Below are 21,683 nucleotides of genomic sequence, written 5' to 3' on the forward strand. Positions count from 1 at the left end.
GGTCAGCGGACCGGAAGCCGGCCGAGCAAGGTGTCGAGCGCGCGCGCGTAGGCCGGCCAGTCGTGCGCCTCGGCGCGGGCGCGGGCGGCGCGTCCGAGCGTGGCGCGCAACGCGGGATCGCTTGCCAGCGACGCCAGGCGCCCGGCGATGGCGCCGGAATCGCGGATCGGCACGATGAAGCCTTCGACGCCGTCGCGCAGGATGGCGCCGGCGTTGGGCGTGACGACCGCCGGCAGGCCGGACGCCAGCGCCTCGTTCACCGCCATCGCCGAGCCCTCGTGCAGCGAGGGGAAGACGAACACGTCGGCGGCGCGGAACAGGTCGGGCATCTCGGCGTAGGGGACGTTCGCGACGTGGCGGTAGAGGCCGGCGTAGGGTTTCAGCCACGCCTCGCCGTCGACGATGCCGCCGACCAGCGTCAGCTCGATGTCCGGCCGCGCCAGCGCGCGCATCGCGTCGAGCGCGTAGCGCACGCCCTTGCGCATGCCGATCTGGCCGACGAACAGCGCGCGCAACCGGCCGTCGTCGCTCCGCGCCGGGCCGGGCGCGAAGCGTTCGACGTCGATCGGGAACGGCAGCAGGTCGATGCTCGCCGGATCGCGGCCGTTCTCGACCATGGTGTCGCGCACGTACTGCGAGGGCACCACGATCCGGTCGGCCAGCTCCGCCTCCCTGACGTTGCGCGCGATCCACGCCTCGCTGGTGTCGCCGAGCGAGACGTCGGCGAACGCCGGGTGCAGGCGCCGCTCCTCGTCGAGGATGCGCAGGCCGCTGCGCAGATGGCCGATGGCCTGGTAGAGCAGCGACACGGTGCCGGTCTCGCGGCAGGCGCGGAACGAGCGCTCCGACGAGCCGTCGAAGCCGATGAACACGTCCGGACGCTCGCGCCGCACGCGCGCCGCCACCAGCGCGTCGAAGCGGGCGTTGCGCCAGCGCATCAGCCGCGCCGCCAGCGCCGGCGGGCCGGCGCGCGCCGCCAGCACCTGCGCGATCTCCGGCAGCGGATGGGTCGTGATGCCGGCCGGATCGATCTCGGGATGCCGGCGCCGGCCCAGCTCGCGCGCCAGCCGCGCGCGTGGACCGGCGGGCAGGCGGCCGATCAGCCGCTCCAGCGGCGCGCCGGGGCGGGCGTAGAACGAGGTCTCGAACGCGACGTCGAGGTCCAGCCGCTGCAGCAGCGCGACCAGCGGATAGAGCAGCGAGGTGGCGCCGGGATGGGCGATCAGGACGCGGCGGCGCGCCATCGCGGCCTCAGCGCGGCTTCACGACGGCGGCGAGCGCCGCCTTGAGGCCGGCGACGTCGGCCTCGAAATCCCACGCCTCGATCACGGCGCGCCCGGCGCGCCCCATCTCCGCCAGCCGCGCCGGATCGGCGAAGCAGTCGCGCAGCCGCGCCGCCAGCGCCTCGACGTCGCCGTGCGGATGGACGTAGCCGGTGACGCCGTGGCGCACGAGGTCGCGCGCCGCGCCGACGCGGTCGCTGGCGACCACGGCGCGGCCGGCGTTCATCACCTCGTTCACCACCAGCCCCCAGGTCTCGCGTTCCGACGGCAGCGCGAAGACGTCGCACAGATCGTAGAGCGCGGCGAGCCGGCGCTGGCTCTGGAACCCGAGAAGCCGGATGCGTTCGCCGACGCCGAGCGCGGCGATCCGCGCCTCGACCGCGGGCCGCAGATCGCCGTCACCGGCCATCAGCAGCGCGGGCCCCGCGCCGTCGGCGGCGCCGTCGACGGCCCGCGCGAAGGCCTCGACCAGGTCGAGCGGCGCCTTGCGGTCGATCAGCTTGGCGGCGTAGAGCGCGATCGGCCGGCCGGGCGCGACGTCGAGCTCGGCGCGCAGGGACTCGCGAGTCGCCGCGGCCTCGTCCATGCGGGCGCGGAACCAGAGATTGTCGACGGCGTAACCCATGCGGAAGAACTTGCGGCGGTCGACGCCGAGGCGCTCGAGATGCTCCTCGTTGGCCGTGCCGATGGTCAGGTAGGCGTCGACGAGCGGATCGATGCCGCGGAACAGCAGACGCTTCACCACTTGCCGGGCGCCGGCGCGCGGGCGGCCGGCGTCGCTGGTCTCGTCGCGCAGCAGAACCTTCGCGCCGGCCATCCGCGCCGCCATCATCGCCCAGACATGCGGCGCGCGGGCGTAGCCGTGGACCCACAGGGCGTCGAAGCCGCCGGCGCGCAGCCGCGACCGCAGGCCGGTGCTGAACGGCCGCCACGCGTCGAAATAGGTGTCGCCGGGATAGCCGCTGCCGGGCAGGCGCGGCAGCACCTCCGACTCGTAGCCGTCGAGCAGCGGCACGTCCCACGCGATGGACTGGCCGAACTCCGGATCGACGTAGTCGCGGGCCGAGAAATCGGTGGCGAAGAACGCCTTGAACGCGATCTCCGGATCGGCCGCGATGCGGCGGAACAGCGGCGCCTGGTATTGGATGGGATGCGTCACCAGGCAGGCGAGGCGGTATCTCTTGCGCTCGGCGTCCGGCACTGGCGTCTCGCTGGAACGTGGACCGACGGGTGGCCGGTGTCGTCGTCGGCCGATGGAATGGTGCCGGGTGAGGGGATTGAACCCCCGACCTTCGGTTTACAAAACCGCTGCTCTACCGCTGAGCTAACCCGGCGTCGTCCGCCGGGAAGGTTTAACCGCAGCCGCGTCGGCCGGCAACGCTCACCACGGGCGGTCGTCGGCGATGACGACCACGGCCGCCGCCTCGCGCGCGTGGGCGATGGACTGGCCGGAGGTGTTCATCACCACGACCCGGTCGAAGGCGCGGCGCACGATCGGCAGGTCGTCGAACACCGAGTAGGAATAGGCCAGCCCGTCGCCCTCGGTGATGGTGTAGCCCTTGCCGCCGGTGCGCATCCGGTCGACCGCCTTCCACAGCCCGGCGGCGCGCAGCGCGCGCTTGGCCAGGCGCGCGGCGCGGCCGCCCTGGCCGTAGTTGTTGCAGTCCGAGATGAAGACGGCGCGGCGCGCGACGCGGCACATCTCGGCCACCGCCTGCGAGGGGTTGCGGATGTGGTGCAGCACGCCGAACTCGGTCACCACGTCGAACGAATCGTCGTCGAACGGCAGGCGCGTGGCGTCGCCGTCGAGGAGTTCGCCGGACGACAGCCCGAGACGCGCATGGCCGATCTCGCGGAACGCCGCCGAGGGCTCGACACCCTGGACGCGCAGGCCCGGCCGGCGCTCGCGCATCAGTTTGAGGGCGCGGCCGCAGCCGGCGCCGACGTCGAGCGCCGATTCCGGCCGCGTCAGGTCGAGGTAGCCGAGGAGCATCGACAGCGCGAAATCGTGCTCGGCCGCGCCCCACGGCTCGATCACGTGCGCGCGGGCGCGGGCGGCGTAGAAATCGTGCTGGATCCGCGCCTCGGTCGCCGGCTTGTCGGCCGGAGCGCCGGAGTCGCCACCGCCGCCGCCGTCGGGTGGCGGATGCCGGTCGCGCGCGGCGCGCGCGTTCGGGGCGCTCGTCATCGCCCGGAAATGTACAGGATGGGCGCGCCCGTTCAAACGCGCCGGCCGGTGGATTAAACCCGCGCCAGCTCGTAGAGCGCCACGGCGGCGGCGTTGGAGACGTTGACGCTGGGCATGGACGCGCTCATCGGCAGGCGGGCCAACAAATCGCAGCGCTCCGCGGTGAGCCGGCGGAGGCCGTCGCCCTCGGCGCCGAGCGCCAGGACGACGCGGCCGCTGGGCGCTGTCTGCGCGAGCGTGCGTTCGCCGCGCTCGTCGAGCCCTACGACCCAGAATCCGGCCGCCTTCAGCTCGTCGAGCGCCCGCGCCAGGTTGACGACCCGCACCAGCGGCACGCGCTCGAGCGCCCCGGACGCCGCCTTGGCGAGCGCGCCGGTCTCCTCCGGCGCGTGCCGCGCGGTGACGATCACGCCGGCGCCGCCGAACGCCGCGGCCGAGCGCAGGATGGCGCCGACGTTGTGCGGATCGGTGACCTGGTCGAGCGCCACGACATGGGCGCGCTCGCCGCAGCGGGCGAGCAGATCGTCCATGCCGGCCTCTGGCAGCGGCCCGACCAGCGCGGCGATTCCCTGGTGGACGGCGCCGTCGGTCAGGCGGCGGGCGATCTCGTCGCGCGTGGCGTTCTCCGGCGGCGGTGGCGCCGCGCCCTTGGCGCGGGCGACGGCGATCTCCTGGCCGTGGCGCTCGATGAACTCGGCCGACGCCAGCAGCCGCCGCACGGCGCGGTCGGGATTGGCCAAGGCCGCGAGCACGGCGTGCCGGCCGTACAGCCACACCTGCCCGTCGTTGCCGCCGCGGCCGGGACCGCGTCGCGGCGGCGGCGCATCGCGCTCGGGCGCGCGCTCGCGCGGCGGGCCGGCGTCGCGGCGCGGGTCGCCGTCGCGCCCGGCGCGTGGCGGTCCGGAATGGCGGGATGGGCGCTGCGCGTCGCGGTCGCGCGGGGGCGGTGTCTGCTCACGAGCGTCGTATACGGTCGCGCGACCCGCGTTGGCAAACCGCGCGGCCGGAATTGGGTTGACACGCCGGAGCGGATTCACATAGTGCGCGTCGCCCGAACGATGGGCCGAAAGGCGTCTCCGCCGGCCGGTTTCCGTAGGTAAGGGGGAGTGTCCCGAGCGGCAAAGGGGGCGGACTGTAAATCCGCTGGCTATGCCTTCGTAGGTTCGAGTCCTACCTCCCCCACCACGGACGCCCCGGCGGACCGGCCTCGGCGGGCTCGCGGGTGTAGCTCAATGGTAGAGCAGAAGCCTTCCAAGCTTACGACGAGGGTTCGATTCCCTTCACCCGCTCCAGTTTTCGCGAGGCCGCGCGGCGCGGCGCGCCCCGCGTCGATCGTAGTCCCGTCGCGCGGCGCGTTACAAAGAGGTCGGTGAAGCCATGACGAAGAGCAAGTTCGAGCGGACGAAGCCGCACTGCAACATCGGGACGATCGGTCACGTCGACCACGGCAAGACGTCTCTGACGGCGGCGATCACGAAGATCCTGGCGAAGACGGGCGGGGCGACGTTCACGGCGTACGACCAGATCGACAAGGCGCCGGAGGAGCGGGAGCGGGGGATCACGATCTCGACGGCGCACGTCGAGTACGAGACGACGAACCGGCACTACGCGCACGTGGACTGCCCGGGCCACGCGGACTACGTGAAGAACATGATCACGGGCGCGGCGCAGATGGACGGGGCGATCCTGGTGGTGTCGGCGGCGGACGGTCCGATGCCGCAGACGCGCGAGCACATCCTTCTGGCGCGGCAGGTTGGCGTGCCGGCGCTGGTGGTGTTCATGAACAAGGTCGACATGGTGGACGACCCGGACCTGCTGGAGCTGGTGGAGCTGGAGGTGCGTGAGCTTCTGACGTCGTACCAGTACCCGGGCGACAAGATCCCGGTGATCAAGGGCTCGGCGCTGTGCGCGCTGGAGGACAAGCAGCCTGAGATCGGCGAGCAGGCGGTGCTGAAGCTGATGGCGGCGGTTGACGAGTACATCCCGCAGCCGGAGCGGGCGAAGGACCGTCCGTTCCTGATGCCGATCGAGGACGTGTTCTCGATCTCGGGCCGCGGCACGGTCGTGACGGGGCGCGTGGAGCGCGGGATCGTGAAGGTGGGCGAGGAGATCGAGATCGTCGGGCTGAAGGCGACGACGAAGACGATCGTGACGGGCGTGGAGATGTTCCGGAAGCTCCTGGACCAGGGCGAGGCGGGGGACAACATCGGGGCGCTGCTGCGGGGCACGAAGCGCGAGGACGTGGAGCGCGGGCAGGTGCTGGCGCATCCCGGCTCGATTACGCCGCACACGAACTTCGAGGCGGAGGCGTACATCCTGACGAAGGAGGAGGGCGGGCGCCACACGCCGTTCTTCACGAACTACCGTCCGCAGTTCTACTTCCGGACGACGGACGTGACGGGTGTGTGCACGCTCCCGGAGGGCACGGAGATGGTGATGCCGGGGGACAACGCGCGGATGGCGGTGGAGCTGATCCAGCCGATCGCGATGGACGAGGGTCTGCGCTTCGCGATCCGCGAGGGTGGCCGCACCGTCGGCGCCGGCGTCGTCACCAAAATCATCAAGTAGGGGCTGTTTCGGGCGCCCCGCCGGTGCTACGGAGGGCGCCCATCTAGGAGTGTAGCTCAGCTGGTAGAGCATCGGTCTCCAAAACCGAGGGCCGGGGGTTCGAGTCCCTCCACTCCTGCCAATATCGCCGCGATTCCGGTCGGCGGCCTCCGGGACCCCGGAGGCCGCCGACTGGACTTTGGCCTTGGGCATCGCTAGGAAGCCGCGACGCCCGAACCGGAAGACGCCACAACCATGAAGAATCCCGTCGAATTCGCCCGCGAGGTACGCCAGGAGGCCGGCAAGGTCACCTGGGCGGGTCGCCGTGAAACGATGGTGACCACCGCGATGGTGTTCGCCTTCGTGGTCATCTCGTCGCTGTTCTTCCTCGCGGTCGACCAGATCATCAAGACCGTCGTGCAATTCCTGCTCAGCCTGGGGGCGATCTAGCCATGGCGCTCCGCTGGTACGTCGTCCACGCCTACTCGGGCTTCGAGAAGAAGGTCGCCGAGTCGATCCGCGAGCAGGCCCGCAAGAAGGGCATGGACGCCATGATCGCCGAGGTCACGGTTCCGGTCGAGGAGGTCGTCGAGGTCCGCCGCGGCGCCAAGGTCGCCGCCGAGCGCAAATTCTTCCCCGGCTACGTGCTGGCGAAGATGGAGCTGACCGACGAGACGTGGCACCTCGTCAAGAACACGCCGAAGGTCACCGGCTTCCTCGGCGGCGGCAAATCCGGCCGGCCGGTGCCGATCTCTCAGGCCGAGGCCGACCGCATCCTCAAGCAGGTCCAGGACGGCATCGAGCGGCCGAAGCCGTCGGTGATGTTCGAGATCGGCGAGCAGGTGAAGGTGTCCGACGGCCCGTTCGCGACCTTCAACGGAACGGTCGAGGACGTCGACGAGGAGAAGCAGCGCCTCAAGGTGTCGGTGTCGATCTTCGGACGCTCCACGCCGGTCGAGCTGGACTACGGCCAGGTCGACAAGATCTAGCGACGAAAAGGTTTGCGCGCCGTCCGGTTTGTGCTAGACGGCGCCCACTCGAAAGGCTGGCGGGTTCCGCCGGCCTTTCGGTTTTGGCGTCGGTGGAAGCCATATCTGTTGATAAATCAACGGGTTGGCCGCCAGCGCCCCGGTCGGGAAACCGCCCGGACATCGCGTGGGAGGTCGGCCATGACCGCACCACGCGCCCACAGGAGGGTCGAGGATGGCCAAGAAAGATCCAGGCCTACGTCAAGCTGCAGGTGCCGGCTGGCAAGGCCAACCCGTCCCCGCCGATCGGCCCCGCGCTCGGTCAGCAGGGCGTGAACATCATGGAATTCTGCAAGGCGTTCAACGCCCGGACGCAGAAGCTGGAACAGGGCATGCCGATCCCGGTGGTCATCACCGTGTTCCAGGATCGCAGCTTCACCTTCGTCACCAAGACGCCGCCGGTGAGCTTCTTCATCAAGAAGGCGGCGGGCATCGAGAAGGGCGCCAAGACCGTCGGCACGCAGATCGTCGGCAAGGTGACGCTCGCGCAGCTCCAGGAGATCGCCGCGACCAAGATGCCCGACCTCAACTGCCATTCGATCGACGCCGCCGTCAGCATGCTGCGCGGCTCGGCCCGGTCGATGGGCATCCAGGTGGAGGGCTAGGCGATGTCGACGAAGGGCAAGCGCTACAAGAAGTCGTCCGACGGCCTCGACCGCGACAAGGCCTACGCGGTCGTCGACGCGGTGAAGATGGTCAAGGCGCGCGCCAAGGCCAAGTTCGACGAGACCATCGAGATCGCGATGAACCTCGGCGTCGACCCGCGCCACGCCGACCAGATGGTCCGCGGCGTCGTCGTGCTGCCGCACGGCACCGGCAAGACCGTGCGCGTCGCCGTGTTCGCCCGCGGCGAGAAGGCCGAGCAGGCCAAGGCGGCCGGCGCCGACCTGGTGGGCGCCGAGGATCTGGCCGAGAAGATCACCGCCGGCGAGATGAACTTCGACCGCTGCATCGCGACCCCGGACATGATGGGCGTGGTCGGCCGGCTCGGTAAGGTGCTGGGCCCGCGCGGCCTGATGCCGAACCCGAAACTCGGCACCGTGACCGCCGACGTGACCGCCGCGGTCAAGGCGGCCAAGGCCGGCCAGGTCGAGTTCCGCGCCGAGAAGGCGGGCATCGTCCACGCCGGCATCGGCAAGGCCAGCTTCAGCGAGCAGGCGCTCGCCGAGAACGTGAAGGCTTTCGTCGGCGCGATCGGCCGCGCCAAGCCGACCGGCGCCAAGGGCACCTTCATCGAGAAGGTGTCGATCAGCTCGACCATGGGACCCGGCGTCAAGCTCGACGTCGCCACCCTGCAGGGCTGAGCCAACGAGATTGGCCGGCGGGTCCGCCCGTCGGTCGATGGAGACCGGGCCTCGCGTCCGGTCTCCAACCTGTCCGAGACCGCCGGCGCCCCGCCTTCCGGGTGGGGTTTAATGGGGCAACCCGCCTGCGCAGACGGGAGAACGGGATTGAAAGGGCCGGACATGTTCCGGCCACGGATGCCCCCGACCTTCCGGGACGGGAAACCGGGCCGCTGGCTCGGTCCCCCGGGACCGAACGCGGCCTTAGTGTGGAGGGTCCGCCGGCGCGCGAGCGTCGATGGACCGTTTCTGGAGACGACAAGTGGACCGCTCTGAGAAGTCGGAGCTGATCGCCTCGCTCAAGAAGAGCCTCTCCGCCGTGGACCTGGTGGTGGTTACCCGCCAGTCCGGTCTCACGGTGGCCGAGGTTTCGGACCTGCGCAACCAGGTCCGCAACGCGGGCGCCAGCTACAAAGTGTCTAAGAACCGGCTCACCCGTCTCGCGCTGGAGGGCACGGCGTTCTCGGATATCGGACCCATGCTCACGGGTCCGACCGCGATCGCCTCGTCCAAGGATCCGGTCGCCGCGGCGAAAGCCGTCGCGACCTTCGCCAAGACCAACGAGAAGCTGACCATCGTCGGCGGCTCGCTCAACGGCCAGACGCTCGACGCCGCCGGCGTCCAGCAGCTGGCCTCGCTGCCGTCCCTGGACGAGCTGCGGGCGAAGCTGCTGGCGCTGCTGCAGACGCCGGCCACCCGCATCGCGGGCGTGGTGCAGGCGCCCGCCGGCCAGCTCGCGCGGGTCTTCGGCGCGTATGGATCCAAGGAAACCTCCGGTCAGGCGGCGTAAGCCGATCTCTCACCTACACGCAACGTTCGGGACATCTGGAGAAAGACAATGGCCAATCTGGATCAGATCGTGGATCAGCTCTCGGCGCTGACCGTCATCGAGGCGGCGCAGCTCTCGAAGCTCCTCGAGGAGAAGTGGGGCGTCTCCGCCGCCGCGCCGGTCGCGGTCGCCGCGGCGCCGGGCGCCGCCGCCGCGCCGGTCGAGCAGAAGGACGACTTCACCGTCCTGCTCGCCGCCGCCGGCGACAAGAAGATCAACGTCATCAAGGTCGTGCGCGAGCTCACCGGACTGGGCCTGAAGGAGGCCAAGGACCTGGTCGAGGCCGCGCCGAAGGCGGTGAAGGAAGGCGTGCCGAAGGCCGACGCCGAGAAGATGAAGGCGAAGCTCGAGGCCGAGGGCGCCAAGGTCGAGCTCAAGTAGCGTTTTTCCGTCCGGGACCGGCGCGCCGGTCCCGGACGGGCCCCTTCATCGGGCCGGCGCGCGCCGCCGGCCCGGTCAAGTGGCCCTCTGCGACGTATGGGGCCGGCGACCTAGCGGATCGCCGGTTCCGGGACAGCAGCCGGGTAGACCGCCCCGCCCTTCCGCGCCCCTTCCGGGCGCACGTCGGATCGAGGATGAGCATGGCCACGTTCAACGCCCGCACCCGGATTCGCCGTCAGTTCGGCCACATCGCCGCCGCCGCGCCGATGCCGAACCTGATCGAGGTCCAGAAGAGCTCCTACGACGCCTTCCTGCAGATGGACGTGGCGCCGGAGAAGCGCGTCAACGTCGGCGTCCAGGAGGTGTTCCGGTCGGTGTTCCCGATCAAGGACTTCGCCGAGCGCGCCAGCCTCGAGTTCGTGAAGTACGAGTTCGAGGAGCCCAAGTACGACGTCGAGGAGTGCCAGCAGCGCGGCATCACCTACGCCGCGCCGCTCAAGCTGACGCTCCAGCTCGTCGTCTGGGACGTCGACGAGGAGACCGGCTCGCGCTCGATCCGCGACATCAAGGAGCAGGACGTCTACATGGGCGACATGCCGCTCATGACCGCGAACGGCACCTTCATCGTCAACGGCACCGAGCGCGTGATCGTCTCGCAGATGCACCGCTCGCCGGGCGTCTTCTTCGACCACGACAAGGGCAAGACCCACAGCTCGGGCAAGTACCTCTTCGCCGCCCGCATCATCCCCTACCGCGGCTCGTGGCTCGACTTCGAGTTCGACGCCAAGGACCTCGTCCACGTGCGGATCGACCGCCGGCGCAAGCTGCCGGTCAGCACGCTGCTGCTGGCGCTCGACAACGACGCCACCGCGCGCAAGCGCGCCGAGCTCGAGACCAAGGAGAAGTCGCTCGAGCCGACCGAGGCGGTCGGCATGTCCCACGAGGACATCCTGTCGGCGTTCTACGCCAGCGTGCCCTACCGCCGCGACAAGGACGGCTGGCGCACCGATTTCCGCCCCGAGTCGATGCGCAGCGGCAAGCTGGTGCACGACCTCGTCAACGCCAAGACGGGCAAGGTGGTGGCCGAGGCCGGCGCCAAGGTCACGCCGCGCCTGGCGACGCGCCTGGTCGAGCAGGGCCTCAAGGAGGTCCGCGTCCTCGACGAGAGCTGGCCGGCAGCTATCCCGCCCGCGACATGATCGACGAGAAGACGGGCGAGATCCACATCGAGGCCGGCCACGAGGTCACCGAGGCGACGCTGAAGACGTTCGCGGAGAAGAAGATCGACCTGCTCGAGGTGCTGGCGATCGACCACCAGTCGGTGGGCGCCTACCTGCGCAACACGCTGATCGCGGACAAGAACCAGACGCGCGAAGAGGCGCTGATCGACATCTACCGCGTCATGCGCCCGGGCGAGCCGCCGACGCTGGACACCGCCGACACGCTGTTCCACGGCCTGTTCTTCGATCCCGAGCGCTACGACCTCTCGGCGGTCGGCCGCGTCAAGATGAACATGCGGCTGGGCTTCACCGGCGTCGCGGACTCGATGCGCGTGCTGCGCCGCGAGGACATCATCGCGGTCGTCAAGACGCTGCACGACCTCAAGGACGGCCGCGGCGAGATCGACGACATCGACCACCTCGGCAACCGCCGCGTGCGCTCGGTGGGCGAGCTGATGGAGAACCAGTACCGCATCGGCCTGCTGCGCATGGAGCGGGCGATCCGCGAGCGCATGAGCTCGGTCGACATCGACACCGTGATGCCGCACGACCTGATCAACGCCAAGCCGGCGGCGGCGGCGGTGCGCGAGTTCTTCGGCTCCTCGCAGCTCAGCCAGTTCATGGACCAGACCAACCCGCTGTCCGAGGTGACGCACAAGCGCCGCCTGTCGGCGCTCGGACCGGGCGGCCTGACGCGCGAGCGCGCCGGCTTCGAGGTGCGCGACGTGCACCCGACGCACTACGGCCGCATCTGCCCGATCGAGACGCCGGAAGGCCCGAACATCGGCCTGATCAACTCGCTGGCGACCTTCGCGCGCGTCAACCAGTACGGCTTCATCGAGAGCCCGTACCGCAAGGTGGCGGGCGCCCGCGTCGCCGACGAGGTGGTCTACCTCTCGGCGATGGAGGAGGGGCGCTACACCATCGCCCAGGCCAACGCCGAGCTCGACGCCAAGGGCAAGCTCTCTTCCGACCTCGTCTCCTGCCGGCGCGGCGGCGAGTACATCCTGGCGCGCCCCGAGGAGGTCGACTTCATCGACGTGTCGCCGAAGCAGCTCGTCTCGGTCGCGGCGGCGCTGATCCCCTTCCTCGAGAACGACGACGCCAACCGCGCGCTGATGGGCTCGAACATGCAGCGCCAGGCGGTGCCGCTGCTGCGCGCCGACGCGCCGCTGGTCGGCACCGGCATGGAGGAGATCGTCGCGCGCGACTCCGGCGTCACCATCGTCGCGCGCCGCGCCGGCGTGGTCGACCAGGTCGACGCCACCCGCATCGTCGTGCGCGCCACCGAGGAGGCCGGCCCCGGCTCGCCGGCGGTCGACATCTACAACCTGCTCAAGTTCCAGCGCTCCAACCAGAGCACCTGCATCACGCAGAAGCCGCTGGTGAAGGTCGGCGACACGGTCGGCCGCGGCGAGATCATCGCCGACGGGCCGTCGACGCAGAACGGCGAGCTGGCGCTGGGCCGCAACGTGCTCGTCGCGTTCATGCCGTGGAACGGCTACAACTTCGAGGATTCCATCCTCATCTCCGAGCGCATCGTCAGCGACGACGTGTTCACCTCGATCCACATCGAGGAGTTCGAGGTGATGGCCCGCGACACCAAGCTGGGCCAGGAGGAGATCACCCGCGACATCCCGAACGTCGGCGAGGAGGCGCTGCGCAACCTCGACGAGGCCGGCATCGTCTACATCGGCGCCGAGGTCCAGGCGGGCGACATCCTCGTCGGCAAGGTGACGCCGAAGGGCGAGTCGCCGATGACGCCGGAGGAGAAGCTGCTGCGCGCCATCTTCGGCGAGAAGGCGTCGGACGTCCGCGACACCAGCCTGCGCGTGCCGCCGGGCGTGCAGGGCACGATCGTCGAGGTGCGGGTCTTCAACCGCCGCGGCGTCGACAAGGACGAGCGCGCGCTGGCGATCGAGCGGGACCAGATCGAGCGTCTGGCCAAGGACCGCGACGACGAGCGCGCGATCCTCGAGCGCAGCTTCTACGGCCAGCTGCAGGAGATGCTGCTGAACGAGACCGCCACCGGCGGCCTCAAGGCGGTCAAGTCGGGCACCAAGATCACCGAGAAGGTGCTGTCGGAGTTCACCCCCGGCCAGTGGCGCCAGATCGCGGTCAAGGACGACGCCGCGATGGAGCGTATCGAGGCGCTCAACAAGCAGTTCGACGAGTCGCTCAAGCGCCTCCAGGACCGCTTCGAGAACAAGGTCGACAAGCTGCAGCGCGGCGACGAGCTGCCGCCCGGCGTCATGAAGATGGTCAAGGTGTTCGTCGCGGTGAAGCGCAAGCTGCAGCCCGGCGACAAGATGGCCGGCCGCCACGGCAACAAGGGCGTGATCTCGCGCATCATGCCGCTCGAGGACATGCCGTACCTGGAGGACGGCACCCAGGTCGACATCGTGCTCAACCCGCTGGGCGTGCCCAGCCGCATGAACGTCGGCCAGATCCTCGAGACGCATCTCGGCTGGGCCTCTTCCGGGCTCGGCCGCAAGATCGGCCGCATCGTCGACCAGGCCAGGTCCGGCGCCGCCAAGACGGCCGACGTGCGCCGCACCCTCAAGGAGGTCTACGGCGACAAGGCCTACAAGGCCGACGTCGCGGAGCTCTCCGACGACCAGGTGATGACGCTCGGCGCCAACCTGCGCGGCGGCGTGCCGTTCGGCTCGCCGGTGTTCGACGGCGCGCGCGAGGACGACATCGTCGCGATGCTGGAGCAGGCCGGCCTCGACAGCTCCGGCCAGGTCCGGCTGGTCGACGGCCGCACCGGCGAGGCGTTCGCCCGCAAGGTGACCGTCGGCTACATCTACATGCTGAAGCTGCACCATCTCGTGGACGACAAGATCCACGCCCGCTCGATCGGCCCCTACAGCCTGGTCACCCAGCAGCCGCTGGGCGGCAAGGCGCAGTTCGGCGGCCAGCGCTTCGGCGAGATGGAGGTGTGGGCGCTCGAGGCGTACGGCGCCGCCTACACGCTGCAGGAGATGCTCACGGTCAAGTCCGACGACGTGTCGGGCCGCACCAAGGTCTACGAGGCGATCGTGCGCGGCGACGACACGTTCGAGGCGGGCATCCCCGAATCGTTCAACGTGCTGGTCAAGGAGCTGCGCTCGCTCGGCCTCAACGTCGAGCTCGAGAACAAGGCGCCCTGATCCGGCGCGGGGGCGGCCGCAGGCCGTCCCCGCCCGGGCCACCAAGAGAGTTTCGGACCCGCGGCCGCGTCGCGCGGCCCCATCCGTCAGGAGAACCGGACCATGACCGACCTGATCAACGTTCTCGGCCAGCCCCAGGGCCCGGCGACGTTCGACCACATCCAGATCGCCATCGCGAGCCCCGAGCGCATCCGCTCGTGGAGCTTCGGCGAGATCAAGAAGCCCGAGACGATCAACTACCGCACGTTCAAGCCGGAGCGGGACGGGCTGTTCTGCGCCCGCATCTTCGGACCGATCAAGGACTACGAGTGCCTGTGCGGCAAGTACAAGCGGATGAAGTTCCGCGGCATCATCTGCGAGAAGTGCGGCGTCGAGGTGACGCTGACCAAGGTGCGCCGCGAGCGCATGGGCCACATCGAGCTGGCCTCGCCGGTGGCGCACATCTGGTTCATGAAGTCGCTGCCGAGCCGCGTCGGCCTGCTGCTCGACATGACGCTCAAGGACCTCGAGCGCATCCTGTACTTCGAGAACTACGTCGTGGTCGAGCCCGGCCTGACGCCGCTGAAGTACCGCGAGCTGCTGTCCGAGGAGCAGTACCTGCGCGCCCAGGACGAGTACGGCGACGACGCGTTCACGGCCAAGATCGGCGCCGAGGCGCTGAAGGACATGCTGGTCGCGATCGACCTCGAGAAGGAGCGCGGCACGCTGCGCGAGGACCTCAGGGACACCGCGTCCGAGGCCAAGCGCAAGAAGCTGGTCAAGCGCCTCAAGATGGTCGAGTCGTTCGTCGAGTCCGGCGCCCGTCCTGAGTGGATGATCCTCGACGTCGTGCCGGTGATCCCGCCGGAGCTGCGCCCGCTGGTGCCGCTGGACGGCGGCCGCTTCGCGACCTCCGACCTCAACGACCTCTACCGCCGCGTCATCAACCGCAACAACCGCCTCAAGCGGCTGATCGAGCTGCGCGCGCCGGACATCATCGTGCGCAACGAGAAGCGCATGCTGCAGGAGGTCCGTCGACGCGCTGTTCGACAACGGCCGCCGCGGCCGCGTCATCACCGGCGCCAACAAGCGTCCGCTGAAGTCGCTCAGCGACATGCTCAAGGGCAAGCAGGGCCGCTTCCGCCAGAACCTGCTCGGCAAGCGCGTCGACTACTCGGGCCGCTCGGTCATCGTCGTCGGTCCCGAGCTCAAGCTGCACCAGTGCGGCCTGCCCAAGAAGATGGCGCTCGAGCTGTTCAAGCCGTTCATCTATTCGCGCCTGCAGACCTACGCCATGGCCAACACCATCAAGGCCGCCAAGCGCATGGTCGAGAAGGAGCGGCCGGAGGTCTGGGACATCCTCGAGGAGGTCATCCGCGAGCATCCGGTGCTGCTGAACCGCGCGCCGACGCTGCACCGCCTCGGCATCCAGGCGTTCGAGCCGGTGCTGATCGAGGGCAAGGCGATCCAGCTGCATCCGCTGGTCTGCACGGCGTTCAACGCCGACTTCGACGGCGACCAGATGGCGGTCCACGTGCCGCTGTCGCTCGAGGCGCAGCTCGAGGCGCGCGTGCTGATGATGTCGACCAACAACATCCTCAGCCCCGCCAACGGCAAGCCGATCATCGTGCCGTCGCAGGACATCGTGCTCGGCATCTACTACATCACCATGGAGCGCGAGGGCGAGCCCGGCGAGGGCATGGCGTTCGGCGACATGGGCGAGATCCAGCACGCCCTCGAGGCCGGCGCCATCGCTGCACAGCCGCCAAGGTCAAGGCGCGCCTGCACACGGTCGACGACAAGGGCGAGGCCGTGGTGCGCGTGGTCGGCACCACGCCCGGCCGCATGATGCTGTCGGAGATCCTGCCGCGGCACCGCAACGTGCCGTTCTCGCTGATCAACCGCCTGCTGACCAAGAAGGACGTGCAGAACGTCATCGACACGGTCTACCGCCACTGCGGCCAGAAGGAGACGGTGATCTTCGCGGACCGGCTCATGTCGCTCGGCTTCGGCCAGGCCTGCAAGGCCGGCATCTCGTTCGGCAAGGACGACCTCGTCATCCCGCCCGCCAAGGAGAAGCTGGTCGGCCAGACCCAGAAGGAGGTCAAGGAGTTCGAGCAGCAGTACCAGGACGGCCTGATCACCAAGGGCGAGAAGTACAACAAGGTGGTCGACGTCTGGTCGCGCTGCACCGACAAGGTCGCCGAGGAGATGATGAAGGCGATCTCGACCCCAGAGGGCGAGCCCATCAACTCGGTGTTCATGATGGCGCAGTCCGGCGCCCGCGGCTCGGCGGCGCAGATCAAGCAGCTCGCCGGCATGCGCGGCCTGATGGCCAAGCCGTCGGGCGAGATCATCGAGACGCCGATCATCTCGAACTTCAAGGAAGGCCTGACCGTCCTGGAGTACTTCAACTCCACCCACGGCGCCCGCAAGGGCCTGGCCGACACCGCGCTCAAGACCGCGAACTCGGGCTACCTCACGCGCCGCCTGGTCGACGTCGCGCAGGACAGCATCATCTCCGAGGTCGACTGCGGCGCGACGCGCGGCCTGTCGATGCGCGCCGTCGTCGACGGCAGCGACGTGATCGAGCCGCTCGGCGAGCGCATCCTCGGCCGCACCGCGCTCGAGGACATCGTCGATCCGATCGGCGGCGCCACGCTGGTGAAGCTCGGCGAGCTGATCGGCGAGGACGACGTCGAGGCGATCGAGAAGGCCGGCATCGAGGAGGTCAAGATCCGCTCGGTGCTGACCTGCGAGACCAAGTGGGGCGTCTGCGGCAAGTGCTACGGCCGCGACCTGGCGCGCGGCACCTCCGTCAACATCGGCGAGGCGGTGGGCGTCATCGCCGCCCAGTCGATCGGCGAGCCGGGCACCCAGCTGACCATGCGCACCTTCCACATCGGCGGCGCCGCCCAGCGCGGCGCCGAGCAGTCGAGCGTCGAGTCGAGCCACGAGGGCAAGGTCTCGGTCAAGAACCGCAACGTCGTCATCAACGGCGAGGGCGTGCCCATCGTCATGGGCCGCAACACCGAGCTGGTGCTGATCGACGCCAACGACCGCGAGCGCGCCCGCTTCCGGGTGCCGTACGGCGCGCGGCTGCTGGTCGACGACGAGATGCGCGTCGCCAAGGGCCAGAAGCTGGCCGAATGGGACCCCTACACGCTGCCGGTGATCACCGAGAAGGCGGGCGTCGCGGCCTACATCGACCTCGTCGAGGGCGTCTCCATGCGCGAGGTGATCGACGACGCCACCGGCATCTCCAACCGCGTCGTGGTCGACTGGAAAGGCCAGTCCAAGGGCGGCGACCTGCGGCCGCGCATCGGCATCCTGGGCGCCGACGGCAAGCCGATCCTGCTCGCGACCGGGCAGGAGGCGCGCTATCTGCTGTCCGTCGACTCGGTGCTGTCGGTCGAGAACGGCCAGCCGGTCAAGGCCGGCGACGTGCTGGCCCGCATCCCGCGCGAGGGCAGCAAGACGCGCGACATCACCGGCGGTCTACCGCGGGTGGCCGAGCTGTTCGAGGCCCGCAAGCCGAAGGACTACGCGATCATCAGCGAGCTGGCCGGCCGCGTGGAGTTCGGCAAGGACTACAAGGCCAAGCGCCGCCTGCTGGTGGTGCCCGGCCGACGGGCGGCGAGCCGGTCGAATACCTGATCCCCAAGGGCAAGCGCATCAGCGTCCAGGAAGGCGACTTCGTCCAGAAGGGCGACCTGCTGATGGACGGCAACCCGGTGCCGCACGACATCCTGCGGGTCATGGGCATCGAGGCGCTGGCGACCTACCTCGTCAACGAGATCCAGGACGTCTATCGGCTGCAGGGCGTGAAGATCAACGACAAGCACATCGAGGTCATCGCGCGCCAGATGCTGCAGAAGATCGAGATCGTCGACCCGGGCGAGTCGACCTTCCTGATCGGCGAGCAGGTCGAGAAGCTGGAGTTCGAGGAGATCAACGCCAAGCTGGCGATCGACAACCTCAAGCCGGCGCGCGGCGAGCCTGTGCTGCTCGGCATCACCAAGGCCAGCCTGCAGACGAAGTCGTTCATCTCGGCGGCGTCGTTCCAGGAGACCACGCGCGTGCTCACCGAGGCGGCCGTCTCCGGCCAAGGTGGATACGCTCGACGGCCTCAAGGAGAACGTCATCGTCGGCCGCCTGATCCCGGCGGGCACCGGCGGCGTCATGAACCGTCTGAAGGAGATCGCGGCGCGTCGCGACCGCGAGATGCTGGCGGCGCAGCCGGCGCCGGACGACCAGCCGGACGAGCAGAACCTGCGCGAGGCCGTGCCGGCCGAGTAGCCGCGCCGCCCCGCGCACGCGATGGATGGGCCGCCCCGAAGGGGGCGGCCCAATATTTTGTGGCAGGAACGGTGGCGTTTCCTTGCGCCTCCGGCGCGCGTTCCGACTCGCTTGTGTCGGATTCGTCAAACCCCGGAAAAAGCGCGCCTTTTCGCTTCTGCGCGCTTGACGCGGGGGAACCCCACCCATATAACCCGCCCACTTTTCGGGGGGACTGGTGGTAGGCGCAAGCCTAGACGCAGTTCCGCCGTCGAGTACCGCGACAGAAACTGAACCGGCCATTCTGGTAGGCCGTCCACCCGAAAGGGCAAAGCCAGCGCTCGTTGGCTATTGGCCTTTTTGTCGTTTCCGGAAACGGGGACGCGATGGACGGTCCGGGATCCGGGCGTGACGGCGGTAGTTCCAGGCGACCGGTCAGGGATACGGAGACGGATGCCCACCATCAACCAGTTGATCCGCAAGCCGCGGATCGCGCCGACCTACCGGAACAAGGTGCCGGCGATGCAGGCGTGCCCGCAGAAGCGCGGCGTCTGCACGCGCGTCTACACGACGACGCCGAAGAAGCCGAACTCGGCGCTTCGCAAGGTCGCCAAGGTGCGCCTGACCAACGGCTACGAGGTGGTGAGCTACATCCCCGGCGAGGGCCACAACCTCCAGGAGCACTCGGTGGTCATGATCCGCGGCGGCCGCGTCAAGGATCTCCCCGGCGTGCGCTACCACATCATCCGCGGGACCCTGGACACCCAGGGCGTCAAGGACCGCAAACAGCGCCGGTCGAAGTACGGCGCCAAGCGTCCGAAGTAGGGAGCGCCCGACATGTCCCGCCGCCGCCGCGCCGAACGCCGCGAAGTGATCCCCGACGCCAAGTATGGCGACATCGTGATCAGCAAGTTCATGAGCACGCTGATGTACGACGGCAAGAAGTCCGTCGCCGAAGGCATCGTGTACGGCGCGCTGGACCGCATCCAGCAGAAGGCCAAGCAGGATCCGCTGCCGATCTTCCACGAGGCGATCGACAAGGTGAAGCCGGCCGTCGAGGTCCGTTCGCGCCGCGTCGGCGGCGCCACCTACCAGGTCCCCGTTGAGGTCCGTCCGGAACGCGCCCAGGCGCTGGCGATCCGCTGGCTGATCCAGGCGGCGCGCGGGCGTTCCGAGCACGACATGACCGACAAGCTGTCGGCCGAGCTGCTCGACGCCGCCAACAGCCGCGGCGCCGCCGTCAAGAAGCGCGAAGACACGCACCGCATGGCCGACGCCAACAAGGCGTTCGCCCACTACCGCTGGTAGCGGCGTCCACGCCCCTCACGAGAGATACGCCCCACATGGCCCGCAACACCCCCATCGAGCGCTACCGTAACATCGGTATCATGGCGCACATCGACGCCGGCAAGACGACGACGACCGAGCGCATCCTCTACTACACCGGCAAGAACTACAAGATCGGGGAGGTCCACGACGGCGCCGCGACCATGGATTTCATGGAGCAGGAGCAGGAGCGGGGCATCACGATCACGTCGGCGGCGACGACCGCCTTCTGGAAGCGGGCGACGACTACCGCGTCAACATCATCGACACCCCCGGCCACGTCGACTTCACGATCGAGGTCGAGCGCAGCCTGCGCGTGCTCGACGGCGCGGTGTGCGTGTTCGACTCGGTCGCCGGCGTCGAGCCGCAGTCCGAGACGGTGTGGCGCCAGGCCGACAAGTACGGCGTGCCGCGCATCTGCTTCGTCAACAAGATGGACCGCGTCGGCGCCAACTTCTGGCGCTGCGTCGACATGATCAAGGACCGCCTCGGCTCGACGCCGATGGTGACCCAGATTCCGATCGGCACCGAGTCGGCGCACAAGGGCGTCGTCGACCTGGTCGCCAACAAGGCGATCGTGTGGCTCGAGGAGACGCTGGGCGCCAAGTTCGAGATCGTCGAGATCCCGGAGGAGTTCCGCGAGCAGGCCGCCGAGTACCGCACCAAGCTCATGGAGATGGCGGTCGAGCAGGACGACGAGGCGCTCGAGAAGTACCTCGGCGGCGAGGAGCCGGACTACGACACGCTGATCAAGTGCATCCGCAAGGGCACGATCTCTTACGCGTTCGTCCCCGTGCTGTGCGGCTCGGCGTTCAAGAACAAGGGCGTGCAGCCCATGCTCGACGCCGTCGTCAACTACCTGCCGGCCCCGAACGACCGCCCCGACGTCAAGGGCAACAGCGTCAAGAACGGCGAGCCCGACACGCGCCCCAGCGTCGACGAGGCGCCGTTCTCGGGTCTGGCGTTCAAGATCATGACCGATCCGCACGTCGGATCGCTGACCTTCCTGCGCGTCTACTCCGGCGTGCTGCACAAGAGCACGGGCGTGCTCAACAGCACCAAGGACCGTTCGGAGCGGGTCGGCCGCATGCTGCTGATGCACGCCAACAACCGCGAGGACATCGACGAGGCCCGCGCCGGCGACATCGTGGCGCTGACCGGCCTCAAGACCGTCACCACCGGCGATACGCTGTGCGAGCCGAAGGCGCCGATCATCCTCGAGAAGATGGACTTCCCCGATCCGGTCATCGAGCTCGCCATCGAGCCGAAGACCAAGGCCGACCAGGAGAAGATGTCCCAGGCGCTCGGCAAGCTGGTGCAGGAGGATCCGACCTTCCGCGTCCAGAGCGATCCCGAGAGCGGGCAGACCATCATCAAGGGCATGGGCGAGCTCCACCTCGAGATCAAGGTCGACATCCTCAAGCGCACCTACAAGGTCGACTGCAACGTCGGCGCGCCGCAGGTGGCCTACCGCGAGACGCTCGGCCGCCGCGTCGAGCACGACTACACCCATAAGAAGCAGTCCGGCGGTTCGGGCCAGTTCGCCCGCATCAAGCTGGTGTTCGAGCCGGGCGAGCCGGGCTCGGGCTACAGCTTCGCGAGCGAGATCGTGGGCGGCTCGGTGCCGAAGGAGTACGTGCCGGGCGTCGAGAAGGGCCTCGCGGCCTCGCGCGACACCGGCGTGCTGGCCGGCTTCCCGGTGATCGACTTCTCCGTGAAGCTGGTCGACGGCGCCTACCATGACGTCGACTCCAGCGTGCTCGCGTTCGAGATCGCGGCCCGCGCCGCGTTCCGCGAGGCGCTGCAGAAGGCGCAGTGCAAGCTGCTCGAGCCGATCATGAAGGTCGAGGTCGTCACCCCCGAGGACTACATGGGCGACGTCATCGGCGATCTGAACAGCCGGCGCGGCATGATCCAGGGCATGGACGCGCGCGGCAACGCGCAGGTCATCAACGCCATGGTGCCGCTGGCCAACATGTTCGGCTACGTCAACACGCTGCGCTCGATGACCCAGGGGCGCGCGGCGTACTCGATGACCTTCGACCACTACTCGGCGGTGCCGCAGGCGGTGGCGGACGAGGTCGTCGCCAAGCTGGCGTGAGCGGAATTCAAGGCGTTTTTCCTGAAGG

At 69.1% G+C, this 21,683-nt stretch carries 13 protein-coding genes, 4 tRNA genes and 3 pseudogenes; 15 read left to right on the plus strand and 5 right to left on the minus strand.

Annotated features, from left to right (window positions below; translation table 11 throughout):
* Positions 1-2: 2 nt before the first annotated feature.
* The 5 genes from IPK81_19630 to rlmB form a co-directional block, all read right to left on the minus strand.
* Positions 3-1,244: a glycosyltransferase family 4 protein gene (locus IPK81_19630; GenBank protein QQS11747.1), complete on the minus strand. Its 1,242-nt coding sequence runs from the start codon at positions 1,242-1,244 to the stop codon at positions 3-5.
* Positions 1,245-1,251: 7 nt separating this feature from the next.
* The gene (locus IPK81_19635; protein ID QQS11748.1) at positions 1,252-2,484 is read right to left on the minus strand and encodes a glycosyltransferase family 4 protein; all 1,233 of its coding nucleotides are present in this window, start codon (positions 2,482-2,484) and stop codon (positions 1,252-1,254) included.
* Between the two features lie 58 nt (positions 2,485-2,542).
* Positions 2,543-2,617: transfer RNA gene (locus IPK81_19640), tRNA-Thr, on the minus strand.
* A 47-nt stretch (positions 2,618-2,664) separates the two neighbouring features.
* Entirely contained in the window at positions 2,665-3,471 is an 807-nt protein-coding gene (locus IPK81_19645; protein QQS11749.1) for a class I SAM-dependent methyltransferase, read from the minus strand.
* Positions 3,472-3,524: 53 nt separating this feature from the next.
* Positions 3,525-4,481 carry a 23S rRNA (guanosine(2251)-2'-O)-methyltransferase RlmB gene (gene rlmB / locus IPK81_19650; GenBank protein ID QQS15181.1) on the minus strand — a complete coding sequence of 319 codons (957 nt, stop codon included), beginning with the start codon at positions 4,479-4,481 and terminating at the stop codon, positions 3,525-3,527.
* A 90-nt stretch (positions 4,482-4,571) separates the two neighbouring features.
* Between rlmB and IPK81_19655 the strand changes: the two genes are divergently transcribed.
* The 15 genes and pseudogenes from IPK81_19655 (at position 4,572) to fusA (ending at position 21,655) form a co-directional block, all read left to right on the plus strand.
* Positions 4,572-4,656: transfer RNA gene (locus IPK81_19655), tRNA-Tyr, on the plus strand.
* 33 nt (positions 4,657-4,689) lie between these two features.
* Positions 4,690-4,763 (plus strand) — tRNA-Gly (locus IPK81_19660).
* 85 nt (positions 4,764-4,848) lie between these two features.
* Positions 4,849-6,039 carry an elongation factor Tu gene (gene tuf / locus IPK81_19665; protein QQS11750.1) on the plus strand — a complete coding sequence of 397 codons (1,191 nt, stop codon included), beginning with the start codon at positions 4,849-4,851 and terminating at the stop codon, positions 6,037-6,039.
* Positions 6,040-6,084: 45 nt separating this feature from the next.
* A tRNA-Trp gene (locus IPK81_19670) sits at positions 6,085-6,160 on the plus strand.
* 113 nt (positions 6,161-6,273) lie between these two features.
* Positions 6,274-6,468, plus strand: coding sequence for a preprotein translocase subunit SecE (secE, locus tag IPK81_19675; protein ID QQS11751.1), 195 nt, complete (start codon positions 6,274-6,276; stop codon positions 6,466-6,468).
* Positions 6,469-6,470: 2 nt separating this feature from the next.
* Entirely contained in the window at positions 6,471-7,007 is a 537-nt protein-coding gene (nusG, locus tag IPK81_19680; GenBank protein QQS11752.1) for a transcription termination/antitermination protein NusG, read from the plus strand.
* Between the two features lie 161 nt (positions 7,008-7,168).
* A complete protein-coding gene (gene rplK / locus IPK81_19685; protein QQS15182.1) occupies positions 7,169-7,651 on the plus strand; it encodes a 50S ribosomal protein L11 in 483 nt (160 codons plus the stop codon).
* Between the two features lie 3 nt (positions 7,652-7,654).
* Positions 7,655-8,350, plus strand: a complete 696-nt coding sequence (gene rplA, locus IPK81_19690) for a 50S ribosomal protein L1 (protein QQS11753.1) — start codon at positions 7,655-7,657, stop codon at positions 8,348-8,350.
* 301 nt (positions 8,351-8,651) lie between these two features.
* On the plus strand, positions 8,652-9,179 hold the full coding sequence (gene rplJ, locus IPK81_19695; protein QQS11754.1) for a 50S ribosomal protein L10: 528 nt from the start codon (positions 8,652-8,654) through the stop codon (positions 9,177-9,179).
* Between the two features lie 48 nt (positions 9,180-9,227).
* Positions 9,228-9,599, plus strand: coding sequence for a 50S ribosomal protein L7/L12 (rplL, locus tag IPK81_19700; protein ID QQS11755.1), 372 nt, complete (start codon positions 9,228-9,230; stop codon positions 9,597-9,599).
* Positions 9,600-9,799: 200 nt separating this feature from the next.
* Positions 9,800-13,971 (plus strand): annotated as a pseudogene (rpoB, locus tag IPK81_19705) (DNA-directed RNA polymerase subunit beta).
* 102 nt (positions 13,972-14,073) lie between these two features.
* A pseudogene (gene rpoC / locus IPK81_19710) lies at positions 14,074-18,249 on the plus strand (DNA-directed RNA polymerase subunit beta').
* A 432-nt stretch (positions 18,250-18,681) separates the two neighbouring features.
* Positions 18,682-19,053 (plus strand): 30S ribosomal protein S12, encoded by a 372-nt coding sequence (rpsL, locus tag IPK81_19715; protein ID QQS11756.1) that lies wholly within the window; start codon positions 18,682-18,684, stop codon positions 19,051-19,053.
* Positions 19,054-19,065: 12 nt separating this feature from the next.
* Positions 19,066-19,536: a 30S ribosomal protein S7 gene (rpsG, locus tag IPK81_19720; GenBank protein QQS11757.1), complete on the plus strand. Its 471-nt coding sequence runs from the start codon at positions 19,066-19,068 to the stop codon at positions 19,534-19,536.
* A 35-nt stretch (positions 19,537-19,571) separates the two neighbouring features.
* Positions 19,572-21,655 (plus strand): annotated as a pseudogene (gene fusA / locus IPK81_19725) (elongation factor G).
* Positions 21,656-21,683 lie beyond the last annotated feature (28 nt).

The organism is Rhodospirillales bacterium (assembly GCA_016699855.1).
GTDB lineage: Bacteria > Pseudomonadota > Alphaproteobacteria > Reyranellales > Reyranellaceae.